The 13,996-nt window shown below is 70.9% G+C and carries 12 protein-coding genes; 8 read left to right on the top strand and 4 right to left on the bottom strand.

The features are described 5' to 3' along the window. The 3 genes from VIS07_08050 to VIS07_08040 all read left to right on the top strand — a co-directional run bounded on the left by VIS07_08050 (nucleotide 1) and on the right by VIS07_08040 (nucleotide 4,385). Nucleotides 1–588: a protoglobin domain-containing protein gene (locus VIS07_08050; GenBank protein HEY8515450.1), complete on the top strand. Its 588-nt coding sequence runs from the start codon at nucleotides 1–3 to the stop codon at nucleotides 586–588. Continuing rightward, a complete protein-coding gene (locus VIS07_08045; GenBank protein ID HEY8515449.1) occupies nucleotides 588–1,148 on the top strand; it encodes a TlpA family protein disulfide reductase in 561 nt (186 codons plus the stop codon). The genes VIS07_08050 and VIS07_08045 overlap by 1 nt, the downstream gene beginning before the upstream one ends. Before the next feature lie 84 nt (nucleotides 1,149–1,232). Further along, nucleotides 1,233–4,385 (top strand): DUF3427 domain-containing protein, encoded by a 3,153-nt coding sequence (locus tag VIS07_08040; GenBank protein ID HEY8515448.1) that lies wholly within the window; start codon nucleotides 1,233–1,235, stop codon nucleotides 4,383–4,385. A 69-nt stretch (nucleotides 4,386–4,454) separates the two neighbouring features. On the opposite strand, the gene VIS07_08035 is transcribed toward VIS07_08040, so the two are convergent. After that, nucleotides 4,455–5,462, bottom strand: coding sequence for a calcium-binding protein (locus VIS07_08035; GenBank protein ID HEY8515447.1), 1,008 nt, complete (start codon nucleotides 5,460–5,462; stop codon nucleotides 4,455–4,457). A 199-nt stretch (nucleotides 5,463–5,661) separates the two neighbouring features. Between VIS07_08035 and VIS07_08030 the strand changes: the two genes are divergently transcribed. Both VIS07_08030 and VIS07_08025 read left to right on the top strand, forming a co-directional pair. Beyond that, nucleotides 5,662–6,465: a glutathione S-transferase gene (locus VIS07_08030; protein HEY8515446.1), complete on the top strand. Its 804-nt coding sequence runs from the start codon at nucleotides 5,662–5,664 to the stop codon at nucleotides 6,463–6,465. 99 nt (nucleotides 6,466–6,564) lie between these two features. Continuing rightward, a complete protein-coding gene (locus tag VIS07_08025; GenBank protein HEY8515445.1) occupies nucleotides 6,565–7,740 on the top strand; it encodes a glycosyltransferase in 1,176 nt (391 codons plus the stop codon). Nucleotides 7,741–7,773: 33 nt separating this feature from the next. Here VIS07_08025 and VIS07_08020 read toward each other — a convergent pair whose 3' ends face one another. Beyond that, nucleotides 7,774–8,841 carry a class I SAM-dependent methyltransferase gene (locus tag VIS07_08020; GenBank protein HEY8515444.1) on the bottom strand — a complete coding sequence of 356 codons (1,068 nt, stop codon included), beginning with the start codon at nucleotides 8,839–8,841 and terminating at the stop codon, nucleotides 7,774–7,776. A gap of 134 nt (nucleotides 8,842–8,975) precedes the next feature. Between VIS07_08020 and VIS07_08015 the strand changes: the two genes are divergently transcribed. Together VIS07_08015 and VIS07_08010 are read left to right on the top strand one after the other, a co-directional pair. Beyond that, nucleotides 8,976–10,223, top strand: coding sequence for an iron-containing alcohol dehydrogenase (locus tag VIS07_08015; protein HEY8515443.1), 1,248 nt, complete (start codon nucleotides 8,976–8,978; stop codon nucleotides 10,221–10,223). 166 nt (nucleotides 10,224–10,389) lie between these two features. After that, a complete protein-coding gene (locus tag VIS07_08010) occupies nucleotides 10,390–10,809 on the top strand; it encodes a universal stress protein (protein ID HEY8515442.1) in 420 nt (139 codons plus the stop codon). 45 nt (nucleotides 10,810–10,854) lie between these two features. Here VIS07_08010 and VIS07_08005 read toward each other — a convergent pair whose 3' ends face one another. Beyond that, on the bottom strand, nucleotides 10,855–11,829 hold the full coding sequence (locus VIS07_08005; GenBank protein HEY8515441.1) for an SDR family NAD(P)-dependent oxidoreductase: 975 nt from the start codon (nucleotides 11,827–11,829) through the stop codon (nucleotides 10,855–10,857). 100 nt (nucleotides 11,830–11,929) lie between these two features. Continuing rightward, a complete protein-coding gene (locus VIS07_08000; protein HEY8515440.1) occupies nucleotides 11,930–12,442 on the bottom strand; it encodes a CopD family protein in 513 nt (170 codons plus the stop codon). 32 nt (nucleotides 12,443–12,474) lie between these two features. Between VIS07_08000 and VIS07_07995 the strand changes: the two genes are divergently transcribed. Continuing rightward, nucleotides 12,475–13,989 (top strand): NAD(P)/FAD-dependent oxidoreductase, encoded by a 1,515-nt coding sequence (locus VIS07_07995; GenBank protein HEY8515439.1) that lies wholly within the window; start codon nucleotides 12,475–12,477, stop codon nucleotides 13,987–13,989. Nucleotides 13,990–13,996 lie beyond the last annotated feature (7 nt).

Genomic DNA, 13,996 nt, shown 5'->3' with positions numbered 1-13,996 from the left:
ATCGTGAGCATCCCCGGATACGCCTACGGTAGCGCGACGCTCGCACGCTCCCCCGTCACGCTCGAGGAGTTCGAGCTCATGAAGAAGAGCGTCGCGTTCGACGACGAGGACGTGCGCTGGCTGCGCGCGTCGCACGACGTGCTCGCCGACCAGGTCGAGGCCATCCTCGACGTCTGGTACGGCTTCGTCGGCTCGCACCCGCACTTGGTCGCGACGTTCGCCGACGAGCGCAGCGGCGAGCCGATCGGCGACTACCTCGCCGCGGTGCGCAAGCGCTTCGGTCAGTGGATCCTCGACACCGCACGCGCGAGCTACGATCAGGCGTGGCTCGACTGGCAGCACGAGATCGCGCTGCGCCACCACCGCGCGAAGAAGAACGCGACCGACGGCGTCGCGGCGAGCGACATCGTGCCCTTCCGCTACCTCGTTCCGCTGATCTACCCGATCACCGCGACGCTGAAGCCGTTCCTCGCGAAGAAGGGGCACTCGGCCGAGGATGTCGACAAGATGCACGCCGCGTGGCTCAAGTCGGTCCTGCTGCAGGTCACGCTGTGGAGCCAGCCGTACGTCAAGCAAGGAGATTTCTGATGCGGCCGCGGCCCGCGCCCGAGTGGCAGACGATCGCCTGGTTCAACACGCCCGAGCCGCTCACGCTCGAGAAGCTGCGCGGCCGCGTCGTCATGCTGCACGCGTTCCAGATGCTCTGCCCCGGCTGCGTCTCGCGCGGCCTGCCGCAGGCGCAGCGGGTCGCGGACCTGTTCGCCGGCGCGCCGCTCGTCGTCGTCGGGCTGCACACCGTGTTCGAGCACCACGAGGCGATGCAGCTGCCCGCGCTGCGCGCGTTCCTGCACGAGTACCAGATCCGCTTCCCGGTCGGCGTCGACGCGCCCGGCCCCGACGGCGACCCGATCCCGCGCACCATGCGCGCCTACGCCATGCAGGGCACGCCGACCACCGTTTTGATCGATGCCCAGGGCCGCCGCCGCCGCCAGGTGTTCGGCGTGCACGACGACCTGCTGCTCGGCGCGGAGCTGCAAGCGCTGCTGTCGGAGGTCGGCACGACGCGCTCGGCGGAGGAAAGCAACGCGGTGGAAAGCAGCGACGAGCGCGCGGGCGCGTGCACGCCGGAGCGCTGCGACCCGCAGTAGGTCGAGCGACGACGGGCACGGGGCCGAAGCGATGATGCGCCTCGAAGGTTGACCGCCGCTGCGGCAAACCCGACAACGCGGCGCGTGTTCCGCAAGCTCGTCCCCGGCCTCTACGAAGAGCTCGTCACCGCCGACCTCGCCCGCGCGCTCGCCGCCGTCGCTCGCGACGGTGAGCTCGATCCCGACGTCGCGCCGCTCGATCCAGCCACGAGCCATCAGGTTCTCGCGCGCCACCTGCGTCGCCTGCTCGAGTGGGCACTGCACACCTTTCCGGAGGAGACGCGTCTCGAGCGACAGGTCCGTCTCGTCGAGCGCATCCTCGCGGTGGTCGAGGAGGAGCTCGCGGACCTGCTGCCCGAGGACCGTCGCGAGCGGCCGATTCAACCCAAGCTCCTCACCGCGCTCGTCCGCCGCGCGGCGTTGTCCGACGGTGCGCCGCCGAAGCGGCCCGGCATCCCGCTCGCGGACTCGGTCCTGCTGACCAACGCGCCGCACGAGCACCGCGTCGGTCACGAGCTCGAGCGCGAGATCGCGTCGGCCGACCGGATCGATCTCCTGTGCTCGTTCGTGAAGTGGTCGGGCTTCGTGCGCCTGCGCGACGCGCTGCGGGAGCACACCACGGTGCGACGCCGTCCGCTGCGCGTTCTGACCACGACGTACCTCGGCGCGACCGATCGGCGCGCGCTCGACGAGCTCGTCGGGCTCGGCGCGCAGGTGCGCGTCTCCTACGACACGCGTGCGACGCGCCTGCACGCCAAGGCGTGGCTCTTCCATCGCGAGAGCGGCTTTTCGACCGCCTACATCGGCTCTTCGAATCTTTCCGCTGCCGCGCTCACCGATGGGCTCGAGTGGAACGTGCGGATCTCCGCCGTCGAGAGCCCACGCGTGCTCGACAAGTTCGCAAAGACGTTCGAGTCATACTGGGCCGACGAGGACTTCGAGCCCTACTCACCAGACCGCGATGCGACGCGCTTCGAGCGCGCCCTGGCACGCGAACGTGGCAGCGACGACGGCGACGCCGGCTACCTGCCGACGCTCGACCTCCATCCGTACCCCTTCCAGCAAGCGATCCTCGAGCGGCTCGACGTCGAGCGTCGTGTGCACGGTCGCCATCGCAACCTGATCGTCGCGGCAACCGGCACCGGCAAGACCGTGATCGCAGCGCTCGACTTCCGCCGCCTGTGGAGCGAGCTCGATCGGCCAAGTCTGCTCTTCGTCGCTCACCGTGCCGAGATCCTGAAGCAGAGTCGCGCAGTGTTCCGCATGGCGCTGCGCGACCCGAGCTTCGGCGCGCTCTACGTCGAAGGCCATCGACCCGAAAACGAGCGCCACGTCTTCGCCTCGATCCAGTCGCTGTCGCGCCCCGGTGTCGTCGACCGTCTCGCACCCGACGCCTTCGACGTCGTGATCGTCGACGAGTTCCACCACGCAGCGGCACCGACCTACGATCGCCTGCTCCGACGCTTGCGTCCGAAGGAGCTCCTCGGGCTGACCGCGACACCCGAGCGCGCCGACGGCGAGGACGTGACGCGCTGGTTCGACCATCGCGTCGCAGCAGAGCTTCGCCTCTGGGACGCGATCGACCGCGCGCTGCTCGTCCCCTTCCAGTACTTCGGCATCGCGGACCACGTCGATCTGTCGCGCATCACGTGGCGGCGCGGCTACGACCCCGTCCAGCTCGAGGGCGTGCTGACGGGCGACGATGCGCGCGCGCAACTGGTCCTGCGAGCGGTGCGCGACCACGTCGCGAACCCGCGTCGCATGCGGGCGCTGGGCTTCTGCGTGGGCGTCGCACACGCGCGCTTCATGGCCGAGCGCTTCACGGCGGCCGGCATCCCGGCGCTCGCCGTGACCGGCGAGCATCTGTCCGATGAGCGCGCCGACGCGATCCGCCGCCTGCGCGAGCGCGAAGTGAACGTTCTGTTCGCGGTCGACGTGTTCAACGAAGGCGTCGACATCCCGGAGGTCGACACGATCCTGATGCTGCGGCCGACCGAGAGCGCGACCGTGTTCCTGCAGCAGCTCGGCCGCGGTCTCCGCCGTCACGAGGACAAGGACTGCGTCACCGTGCTCGACTTCATCGGCAAGCCGCACGAGCGCTTCCGGTTCGATCTCCGCTTCCGCGCGCTGACCGGGGCGACGCGCCGCGCGCTCCCGCGCGAGATCGAGGAGGGCTTTCCGCTGTTGCCGTCCGGCTGCGCGATCCGGCTCGAGCGAGAGGCGCAGCAGCGCGTCCTCGAGAACGTCCGGCGCGCGCTCAGCAGCGCGCCGCGCCACCTCGCGCAGGAGCTGCGTCGCGTGCTCGGCGAGACGCGGCGCGAGGACATCGGGCTCGCCGACTTCCTCGAGCACGCGGCGCTCGAGCTCGACGACGTCTATCGCAACGGCCGTACCTGGCTCGATCTACGTCGCGCGGCGGGCCTGCCCGCACCGGACGCGACGCTGGATGACGAGGAGCTCGCGCGGCGCCTCGAGACGCTGCTCACCTTCGACGATCCCGAATGCTTGACGCAGTGGATCGGTGCTCTGCAGCACCCGGAGCCGCCTGACCCACACGCATCGGATGAGCGAGCGCGCCGGCGCTGGCTGATGCTCGCGGCGACGTTCGACCGCGAAGCCCCCGTGGATCTCGCAGGGGTGCTGCGACGCCTGTGGTCGCCGGCGCTGCGCGCGGAGATGCTGGCGCTCTTCGAAGTGCTGCTCGCGCGCATCGAGCACGAGCCGCGGCCGCTCGAGCTACCGGGCGACGGCGGCTCGGACGTACCCCTGCTGCTGCACTGCCGCTACTCGCTCGTCCAGATCATGGCCGCGTTCGACGTCGTCACCCAGCATGGCCGCGTCCTCCGACCGCAGCAGGGCGTCTTCCTCGAGCGTCGTACGCGTACCGACCTGCTCTTCGTGACGCTCCGCAAGTCCGAGCGCGACTACACGCCGACCACCATGTACAAGGACTACGCGATCTCGCCGACCGAGCTGCACTGGCAATCGCAAAATCACGCGGTTCCCGACCGCGAGCCCGGCTTGCGCCACGTCGACCCGCGCGCTGCTGGCGTCACGCCGCTGCTCTTCGTCCGGGATGCGGCGGACGACACGCGCGGCCGCACACAGCCCTACATGCTGCTCGGCTCGGCCGAGGTCGTGAGCTGGCACGGCGAGCGGCCGATCAACGTGGTGTGGCGGCTCGCGACGCCGATGCCGGCCGACTTCTTCCGCGAGGCCCGCGTCGTCGGCGGGTGAAGGATCCGGCTGGAACGTGGAGCGCGGAACGAAGCTACGACGTTCCGCGCGCCACGTTCGCCTCCTAGCTCACGGCACGTTGACGACGATCTCCCCCTCCTCCGCGACGTCGATCCCCGGGCCGCCGTCGATCGAGTCGCGGCCTTCGCCGCCGAGCAGGACGTCGTCGCCGTCGCCACCGGACAGGACGTCGTCGCCCGTTTCGCCGACCAGGTAGTCGTCGCCGCCGAGGCCGATGAGCGTGTCGTTGCCGCCGTTGCCGATCAGGTCGTCGGGACCGTTCGTGCCGGTCACGACGTCGTCGCCGTCGCCCGCGTAGACCGCGAGCGTCACGCCCTTCCCGAGGCTGGGCCAGCCGGTGATGACGTCGTTCTTGTCGCCGCCTTCGAGGTGGAAGCGCTCGACGCGCAGGTGGTCGAGGCGCAGCGAGCTCTGAGCGTCGAACAGCAGCACCGCGACGAAGCGGCCGTCGGGGCGGATGTCGATGACGTTCTCCCGCGTCCTGGCGCCGTGGATGCGCGCTTGGTCGATGCCGGCGCCGCCGTCGATGCGGTCCACTCCGTCGCCGGCGTACCAGACGATCCGGTCGTTGCCGCCGTCGCCGCGGATGCGGTCGTCACCGCCTCGGCCTTGCAGCGTGTCCCTGCCCGGACCGCCGCGCAGGTCGTCGTCGCGGACGCCGCCGAGCAGCTCGTCGTCGCCCGGCCCGCCGATCAGGACCGCGGGGGGCAGCGGGCCCTGACGCTCGTCGATCTCGAGGCGGTCGTTGCCGCTGCCGCCGCGCACCACGACGCGGCGCGTGTTGTGGATGTCCGGCGCGCCGCCGACGATCGGCACCGCGCCCTCGTTGACGAGGATCGCGCCGGAGAGCAGGCGCGACACGCGGATCTGGTCGTTCTCGCGGCTGCCGATCACGGTCAGCACGCCGCTGCCGCGCGCGAAGCGCGCGCGGACGTTCGCCTGCGCCTCCGCCGCGACCGCGACCACGCCCGCGGCGACGAGCAGCATGCCGGCGCCTCGCACGTACGTTCGCAGGACGGCGCGCCCGCGCCGTCGCTCGATGCTCCTGGTCTTCATGGCTCCCTCCCGAGTCCGTCCTGGATCGTGCGCGCAGCCGCTGCGCGCGCACCTGGCGACGGCGCCGACCTGGCGCGTCACGATGACTTCGGGGGAGGACGCGCCGACGCGACCGATCTATTGCAGACAGTCGGTCCGGCGTATGCTGGCGCCGCCGTCGACCTCGGACGCGACGAACGACAAGGAGAAACTACGCACCATGGCGAAGCGCGTACCCCGCATCGAGCTCTACTACTGGCCCATGATCCAGGGACGCGGCGAGTTCGTCCGTCTCGCGCTCGAGGAAGCGGGCGCCGACTACGTCGACGTGGCGCGCGAGAAGGGCGGCATGGCGCGCATGATGCGCTTCCTCGAAGGCGAGGAGCGCGGCGCGCTGCCGTTCGCGCCGCCGTTCGTCAAGGTGGGACGCACGATCGTCTCGCAGACCGCGAACATCCTCGCCTTCCTCGCGCCGAAGCTCGGGCTCGTGCCCGCCGACGAGGCGCTGCGCGCCGAGGCGAGCCAGATCGCGCTCACCATCGCCGACCTCGTCGCCGAGGCGCACGACACGCACCACCCGATCGCGTCGAGCCTCTACTACGAGGACCAGCGCAAGGAGGCGAAGCGGCGCGCGGAGTCGTTCGTCGACGAGCGCATCCCGAAGTACCTCGGCTGGCTCGAGCAGATCCTCGAGCGCAATCGCGCGAGCCGCGGACGCTGGCTCGTCGGCCGCGACCTCACCTACGCCGACCTGTGCGCGTTCCAGGTCGTCGAGGGGCTGCGCTACGCATTCCCGAACGCGATGACGCGCGTCGAGCGCAAGCTGCCGCTGCTCATGGCGCTGCGCGACCGCGTCGCCGAGCGACCGCGCATCGCCGCGTATCTCGCCTCCGAGCGGCGCATCCCGTTCAACGAGCAGGGGATCTTCCGCCGCTACCCCGAGCTCGACGCGAACCCGCCCGCGAGCGGCGCGCGCAAGGCCGGCAAGGCGCGCAAGGCGGGAAGCCGCAAGAAGCGCGCGTAGCGTCGCGGTTCTCCACGCCGTCACCGCAAGGCCGCGCGCGGCCCCGCCGCTCTCCGCCGTCACTCGCAACCCGCCGCGTCGTTTGCCAAGACTCGCGCCATGCTGTGGCTCGTGGCGGTGGTCGCGGTCGTGTGGTGCGCGCACGCGCTTTTTGGCTCGCACTGGCGGATCGAGCCGCGTCTCGCCACCCCGGACGAGGCCGGCGTCACGCCGGACGAGCTCGCGCGCGACGCGCGCATCGTCGCCGTCGTTCCGGCGCGCAACGAGGCGCAGGAGCTGCCGCGCACGCTGGGCTCGCTGCTCACGCAGCGCGACGACCTGCAGGTGATCCTGGTCGACGACCACTCGACCGACGGCACGGCGGAGATCGCGCGCCGGATCGCGGAAGAGCACGGTGCTTCCGAACGGCTCACCGTGCTCTCGGGCGCGCCGCTGCCCGCGGGCTGGACCGGCAAGGTGTGGGCGCAGGAGCAGGGCGTCGCGCAGGCGCTCGCGCGCGGCGCCGAGTGGATCTGGCTCACCGACGCCGACGTCGCGCACGCGCCCGGCGTGCTCGACCGCCTGCTCGCCACCGCGCGTCTCCACGGACGCGACATGGTCTCGGTGATGGCGCGCCTGCGCTGCCTCACCGCCGCCGAGAAGCTTCTCATCCCGGCCTTCACCTACTTCTTCGCGACGCTGTACTCGTTCCGCGGCACGGCGAACGATCGCTCGCGCACGGCGGGCGCGGCCGGCGGCTGCGTGCTGGTGCGCGCCGAGCTGCTGCGGCGGATCGGCGGCATGGCGGCGATCCGCGACGCGGTGATCGACGACTGCTCGCTCGCGCGCGCGTGCAAGGACGCGGGCGGACGCCTTTGGCTCGGCTACGACGCCGGCGTCAACTCGACGCGCGGCTACCCGACGCTCGCCGACGTGTGGAACATGGTGGCGCGCAGCGCCTACACGCAGCTGCGGCTGAACCCGCTGATCCTCGTCGGCTGCGTGCTCGGCCTCGCGTTCATCTTCTTCGTGCCGATCGCGGCGATCCTGTTCGGGACGCTCGGCGCGCGGCTCCTCGGCCTCGTCGCGTACGTGGCGATGGTGCGCACGTACCACCCGATGGTGCGCTGGCTCGGCTGCGCGCCGGAGTGGGCGCTCGCCCTGCCCGTCTCGGCCGCGCTCTACACCGCGATGACGATCTCGTCGGCGTGGCGTCACTACCGCGGCGTCGGCGCGGCGTGGAAGGGTCGCGCGTACGGCTCGCTCGCCGGTCAAGCGTCGAGCGAGCCGCGCTAGCGAGCTCGCGCCGAGCGCGAGCGGCCGTCGCCCTCAGCGCTCCTTCTCGGCGACGACGCGGAAGTAGGGCGCCACAGCGAGCAATGCCGCGCAAACGATCCCGTTCTGGATGACGCGATTGTAGAGCCGCGCCGCCGCGCGCTTCGCGGGGTGGAAGATCGCGATCTCCTCGGGCGGCACGTCGGGCACCAGGATCCGGCAGCCGTTCGGGAAGTGACGCGCGAACAGACGCCGCAGGTCGCGCGCCGAGAGCAGATGGATCGAGTGGTAGTCCTGACCCGTGCGCCAGCGGACGTAGCCGTTCATCCAGGCGCGCGGCAGCAAGCCCACGCCCCAGATCTTGTAGTGCGGCTCCGCCGTCAAGCTAAAGCGGTTCGGCGTCGTGCACACGAAGAGCCCGCCCCGACGCAGCACGCGGCGCGCCTCGCGCAGCACCGCGTCGCGGTCCTCGACGTGCTCGATGACGTCCGGCGAGACGACGAGAGCGAGACGCTCCGGCGCGAGCGGCAAGCGCTCGGCGCAGGCGCAGACGAGACGCGCGCGGACGCCCTCCTCCTCGAGCCGCTTGCGGCAGACGACGAGCCAGGCGAGCGACAGGTCGACGCCGATCGCGTCCGGGAAGCGGCGCGCCGCGGGCGCGAGGAAGCCGCCCGCGCCGCAGCCGAGGTCGAGCACGCGCTCGCAGCGGCGGCCCGCGACCAGCGCGCCGAGCCAGCCCGAGTCCGCGAGGTCGCGCGCGTAGCGCCGCGGCGCGGCCTGGAGCTGCAAGTTCCGCATGTCGGCCATGGCGCGCAAGCGCTTCTCGCCGGCGAGACGGCGCGGCCACAGCACCTCGACGAGCTCGAAGAGCGAGCTGCGCGCGTACATCTCGGCGAGGTCGCAGGCGTCGCGCCAGTCGGCGTCGTAGTCGACCGCCGGCATGGTGAGCGGCACGCGCAGATCCGGGATGCCGAGCACGGCGCGGAAGCGACGTCCGCAGCCGCGGCATTCCCACTGCGCGTCGTCTGCGCCGAGCGCGCCCGCGCAGTGCGGGCAGACGAACGGCGCGTCCTCGTCGCGCGCGGAGGCGGCGGCCTGTCCCGGCGTCGAGCCGAGCGTCATCGCGCACCCCGCCTGCACCGAGCCGACGCCACCATCACGCCTCCCCTGCCCCCGCTTTACCTCGCGCGCGCGGCTCGACGCGAGCGGTCCGGCCCGGGTGGCGCCGCGCGGCCGCGATCACCATAGAGGAGCGGGTGAACCTCACCGAGAGCATCGACTGGAATTCGCCCGCGCTGTTCGAGCTGCGCCTGCTCGGCTACCGGGCGCTGAAGCCGCTGCAGTGGCCGGTGTCGCGCGTGGTCGCGATCCCGCGTCCGGCGGCGTTCGTCGGCCCGGGCTCGGCGCGCCGGCTGTGCGCGACGATCGGACAGTCCGGCGTCGAGCGCGTCATGATCATCACCGACGCGGTGCTGAACAAGCTCGGCCTCATCGATCCGCTGCGCGACGCGCTCGCCGCGCACGGGATCGACGTCGCGGTGCACGACGCGATCACGCCCGATCCGACCTACCCGGTGCTCGAGGCCGGGCTCGCGGCGGTGCGCGCGCACCGCAGCGACGCGATCCTCGCGGTCGGCGGCGGCTCGGTGATCGACGCCGCCAAGGTGATCGACGCGATGGCGGTGAGCGGCAAGCCGCCGCACAAGCTCGTCGGCGTGCTGAAGGTCGGAAAGCCGTTGCTGCCGCTCTACGCGATCCCGACCACCGCAGGGACGGGCTCGGAGGTGACGGTCGCCGCGGTGGTGACCGATCCGGTGGCGCACGCGAAGGCCGCGGTGATCGACCCGCGCCTCGTGCCGCTCGCGACCGCGCTCGACCCGACGCTCATGACCGGCATGCCGAAGCCGATCACCGCCGCGACCGGGCTCGATGCGCTGACGCACGCGGTCGAGGCGTACATCAACCGCTGGCCGCACGCCGACACGGCGTCGCACAGCATCGCCGCGACCCGCATGATCTTCTCGAGCCTGCCGCGCGCCTACGAGCACGGCGAGGATCTGGAAGCGCGCGAGGCCATGGCGGTCGCCGCGTTCCACGCCGGGCTCGCCTTCACCAAGGCGTACGTCGGCTACGTGCACGCCTTCTCGCACAAGATCGGCGGCATGTACGGCGTCCCGCACGGGCTCGCGAACGCGATCATCCTGCCCTACGTGCTGGACTACGTGCTCGACGAGCCGCGCGCGCAGAAGCGCCTCGCCGAGCTGGCGGTCGCGATCGGCGCGGGCAGCGAGGGCGAGTCGCGGGCGGCGCTCGCCGAGCGTTTCGTCGAACGCGTGCGCGAGCTGAACCGCACCGTCGGCATCCCGGACAAGATCGACGCGCTGCGCCCGGGCGACGTCGGCGAGATCGCGCGCGCGGCGATGATCGAGGCGCACCGCGACTACCCGGTGCCGAGGAGCATGACGCTCGTCGAGGCCGAGGCGCTGCTGCGTCGGATGATGTGACGACGTGACGTGACTCGACGCGACGCACGGCGCGCGGCCGGTCGCGAGGGCCACGCGCGCCGCGCGCGCACGCGTGCGGCACTCTCGTGCAGCGCTCCTCGTTGCGGGCGCGTCGGCTCGACGCCATCGCCTTGCAAGGGCGCGGGCGACAGGGCAATCCGAGAGCATGTTCAAGCGCATCCTCGCCCCGATCGACCTCTCGAGCCGCAACGAGCGCGCGCTGCGCGTCGCGGCGGAGCTCGCTGCGGCGAGCTCGGGGACGGTCACGCTGCTGCACGTGATCCAGCGCATCGACGGCCTGCCGGCCGCCGAGCTCAAGAGCTTCTACACGCAGCTCGAGAAGACCGCGCGCCGCAAGCTCGCCGCGGCGGCGAAGAGCATCACCAAGAAGGGCGTCACCGTGCGCTGCGAGGTCGTGATCGGCGAGCCCATGGTGGACATCGTCAAGCACGCAGAACGCATGCGCGCCGACGTCATCGTCATGGCGTCGCACCGCGTCGAGGCGAAGAAGGGTCCGCAGGGCCTCGGCACGACGAGCTACAAGACGGCGATCCTCTGCCGCTGCCCGATCCTGCTCGTCAAGTAGCGCCGCGCGCGACGGCGCTCCGAACGAAGCGCCCGTTCGACGCGGTCAGCGCGCCGGACGCGGCATCTGCCAGCCCGCCTGCGTCACGAAGCGCTCGAAGAACGACATCTCGTAGGCCTCCTCCGGCGTCTCGCGCACCAGGCGGTCGAGCAGCTCCGCGTCGCTGCCGACCAGAATGCGCCAGCGCTCGGCGCGCACGCCGTCGAGGATCACCTTCGCCGCCTCGGCGGCGCTCATCGGCGCGTCGTCGCGGAAGGACTCGGCGCGCTGCTTGAGCAGCATGCGCAGGTCGTCGTTCGACACCCCGCCGATCTCGAAGCCGAGCCGCTCGATCGACTTGCGCGCCTCGGCGAGCTGCTCGTCGGTCATCTTCTCCGGCTCGCGGCCGAGCAGCCGCCCGCTGTTGATCACGATCGACGTGCCGATGTGTCCCGGCATCACCAGCGACACCTTCACGTGCGGCGCGTGCAGGCGGAAGTCGTTGATCAGCGCCTCGGTGAAGCCGCGCACCGCGAACTTCGCGGCGCTGTACGCGGTGTGCGCCGTGTGCGGTCCGAGCGACGCCCAGATGCCGTTCACGCTGCTCGTGTTGACCAGGTGTGCCTCGTCGGCGGCGAGTAGCAGCGGCAGGAAGACGCGCGTGCCGTAGTACACGCCGAACCAGCAGACGTTGAAGGTCTTCTCCCAGTCGTCGCGCGAGTCGCGGATCATGCTGCACGCCGCCCCGAGGCCGGCGTTGTTGAACAGCAGGTTGACGTGCTTCGTCTGGTGCTCGCGCACGACGGCGTCGCGGAACGCTTCGAGCTGCCGCTCGTCGGAGACGTCGGCGAGGGTCGTCGTCACCCGCGTGCCCGGCGGCGCCGCCGCGAGGCAGAGCTCGCGCGTCTCGGCCATGTTCTCGGCGATGACGTCGCACATCGCGACGTGACAGCCTTCGGCGGCGAGCTGACGCGCGAGCTCGCGGCCCATCCCCGTCCCGCCACCGGTGACGACGGCGATCCGACCCTGGAAGCTCTTCATCGTGTTCTCCTCGGAGCGGCCGCGGACGCGCGACGCCTTGCGTCGGCGGATCGAGCGGCGACGCACGCTACGCGGGCGGCGAAAACGGTGTCAATACCACTCAGTACCAGGGCGCGCCGCGCACCAGCATCACGGCGAGCGCCAGAACGATCAGCGCGAGCACGAGGTTCGCGCGCCCGAGCCAGCTCGCGTTGCGTCGGATGCGCGCCGCCTCGGGCGACGTCGGGTTGGCGCGCAGAACACGCGTCGCCCGCGGCCCGACGACGAAGTCGTGCACGACGCTGAGCGTCACGATCACCGCGACGACCAGGAGCTTCAGCAGCAGCACCACGCCGAAGCGGCTCTGCCAGAACGCGGCGCTGCCGAGCTGCGCGACACCGTAGCCGCGGAGCGTCAAATTGAGCACGCCGGTGACGAGCAGCGTGCCGATCGCGATCCAGCCGATGCGCCGGAAGCGGACGCCGGCCACGTGCAGCAACGCGACGCGGCTCGGCGCGAGCTCGGGGGTGCGCAGCGCCGGCACCACGACGGCGGCGAGGAACACCATCCCGCCGATCCAGACGACGGCCGCCACCAGGTGGAGCCAAACGGACACCACATACAGCGCGTGCATCGTCACCGCTGCTCGTCTAGCGTGACGGCACCATGGCGCAAGAGCATTTCGACGTCCTCATCGTAGGCGCGGGCCTCTCCGGCGTTGGCGCAGGTGTCCACCTGAAGCAGCGCTGCCCGGGCAAGAGCTACGTGATCCTCGAGGGCCGCGACTCGATGGGCGGCACCTGGGATCTCTTCCGCTATCCGGGGATCCGCTCGGACAGCGACATGCACACGCTCGGCTATCGCTTCAAGCCGTGGCGTGAGGCGAAGGCGATCGCCGACGGTCCGTCGATCCTGAAGTACGTCAAGGAGACGGCCGCGGAGTACGGCGTCGATCGTCACATCCGCTACCGCCATCTCGCGAAGCGCGCTTCGTGGTCGAGCAGCGACGCCACCTGGACCGTCGAGGCGGAGCGCAAGGACACCGGCGAGACCGTCACCTTCACCTGCAACTTCCTCTACATGTGCTCCGGCTACTACAGCTACCGCGAAGGCTACACGCCGGAGTTCAAGGGCGTCGAAGACTTCAAGGGCACGATCGTCCACCCGCAGAAGTGGCCCGAGGACCTCGACTACCGCGGCAAGCGCGTGATCGTGATCGGCTCCGGCGCGACCGCGATGACGCTCGTCCCGTCGATGGCGAAAGACGTCGAGCACATCGTCATGCTGCAACGCTCGCCGACGTACGTGATCTCGCGTCCCGACCAGGACGTGATCGCGAACGCGCTGCGCAAGGTGCTGCCGTCGAACTGGGCGTACGCCATCACGCGCTGGAAGAACGTCGCGCTGCAGCAGCTCCTCTACCGCCGCACGCGCACGCATCCGGAGAAGGTCAAGAAGAAGCTTCTCGACATGGTGCGCAAGGAGCTGCCGCCGGGCTTCGACGTCGAGAAGCACTTCACGCCGCGCTACAACCCCTGGGACCAGCGGCTGTGTCTGGTGCCGAACAGCGACCTGTTCGAGGCGATCCGCTCGGGCAAGGCGTCGGTCGTCACCGACACCATCGACCGCTTCACCGAGAAGGGCATCCGGCTCAACTCGGGAACGGAGCTCGAGGCCGACATCATCGTCACCGCGACCGGCCTCAACCTCGTCATGCTCGGCGAGATGGAGTTCGAGGTCGACGGGGCGCTCGTCGATTTCGCGCAGACCTGGTCCTACAAGGGCATGATGTACTCGGACGTGCCGAACCTGGTGTCGACGTTCGGCTACATCAACGCGTCGTGGACGCTGCGCGCCGACCTGATCGCCGAGTACGTCTGCCGGCTGCTGAACCACATGGACAAGACCGGCACGCGTCGCGTGACGCCGCGCCTGCGCCCGTCGGACGCCGACATGGCGCCGCGTCCGTGGATCGACGACTTCTCGGCCAACTACATGCAGCGCGCGATGCACTTGTTCCCCAAGCAGGGAGATCGCGAGCCCTGGATCAACGCGCAGAACTACGCGCGCGACAAGAAGATGATTCGCTACGGCGAGCTCGAGGACGGCGTGCTGTGGTTCGAGCGTCCGGCGGCGCCGGACGCGGTCGCCGAGCCGGTGCGCGCGGTCTCGGCCGCCTGAGACTCGA

This window comes from Candidatus Binatia bacterium, from assembly GCA_036563615.1.
Classification (GTDB): Bacteria; Desulfobacterota; Binatia; order UBA12015; family UBA12015; genus DATCMB01.
Note: the sequence above shows the minus strand (reverse complement) of the source record. Positions and strands in the feature narration are given on the sequence as shown.

What these genes read in the sequence shown, in the direction of transcription:
- VIS07_08045 (HEY8515449.1), top strand. Translation starts at nt 588, where the DNA reads ATGCGGCCGCGGCCCGCGCCCGAGTGGCAGACGATCGCCTGGTTCAAC.
- VIS07_08035 (HEY8515447.1), bottom strand. Translation starts at nt 5,462, where the DNA reads ATGAAGACCAGGAGCATCGAGCGACGGCGCGGGCGCGCCGTCCTGCGA.
- VIS07_08030 (HEY8515446.1), top strand. Translation starts at nt 5,662, where the DNA reads ATGGCGAAGCGCGTACCCCGCATCGAGCTCTACTACTGGCCCATGATC.
- VIS07_08025 (HEY8515445.1), top strand. Translation starts at nt 6,565, where the DNA reads ATGCTGTGGCTCGTGGCGGTGGTCGCGGTCGTGTGGTGCGCGCACGCG.
- VIS07_08020 (HEY8515444.1), bottom strand. Translation starts at nt 8,841, where the DNA reads ATGACGCTCGGCTCGACGCCGGGACAGGCCGCCGCCTCCGCGCGCGAC.
- VIS07_08010 (HEY8515442.1), top strand. Translation starts at nt 10,390, where the DNA reads ATGTTCAAGCGCATCCTCGCCCCGATCGACCTCTCGAGCCGCAACGAG.
- VIS07_08005 (HEY8515441.1), bottom strand. Translation starts at nt 11,829, where the DNA reads ATGAAGAGCTTCCAGGGTCGGATCGCCGTCGTCACCGGTGGCGGGACG.
- VIS07_08000 (HEY8515440.1), bottom strand. Translation starts at nt 12,442, where the DNA reads ATGCACGCGCTGTATGTGGTGTCCGTTTGGCTCCACCTGGTGGCGGCC.
- VIS07_07995 (HEY8515439.1), top strand. Translation starts at nt 12,475, where the DNA reads ATGGCGCAAGAGCATTTCGACGTCCTCATCGTAGGCGCGGGCCTCTCC.